We start from the raw sequence: 292 nt of genomic DNA, 5'->3' as shown, positions 1-292 counted from the left end.
GGCTAAAACAGTCAGGATGTTGGCTTAGAAGCAGCCATCATTTAAAGAAAGCGTAATAGCTCACTGATCGAGTCGTCCTGCGCGGAAGATGTAACGGGGCTAAGCCAGTCACCGAAGCTGCGGATATGCGTAAGCATATGGTAGGAGAGCGTTCTGTAAGCCTGCGAAGGTGGCTTGTAAAGGCTGCTGGAGGTATCAGAAGTGCGAATGCTGACATGAGTAGCGATAATGGGGGTGAAAAGCCCCCACGCCGTAAGCCCAAGGTTTCCTGTTCAACGTTCATCGGAGCAGG

The 292-nt window shown here is 51.7% G+C and carries 1 rRNA gene; it reads left to right on the top strand.

What is annotated here, in order from left to right:
• A 23S ribosomal RNA gene (locus H3H36_RS26430) occupies positions 1-292 on the top strand; the annotation flags it as partial.

It is taken from the genome of Rugamonas fusca (assembly GCF_014042365.1).
Classification (GTDB): domain Bacteria; phylum Pseudomonadota; class Gammaproteobacteria; order Burkholderiales; family Burkholderiaceae_D; genus Rugamonas; species Rugamonas fusca.
Note: the sequence above shows the minus strand (reverse complement) of the source record. Positions and strands in the feature narration are given on the sequence as shown.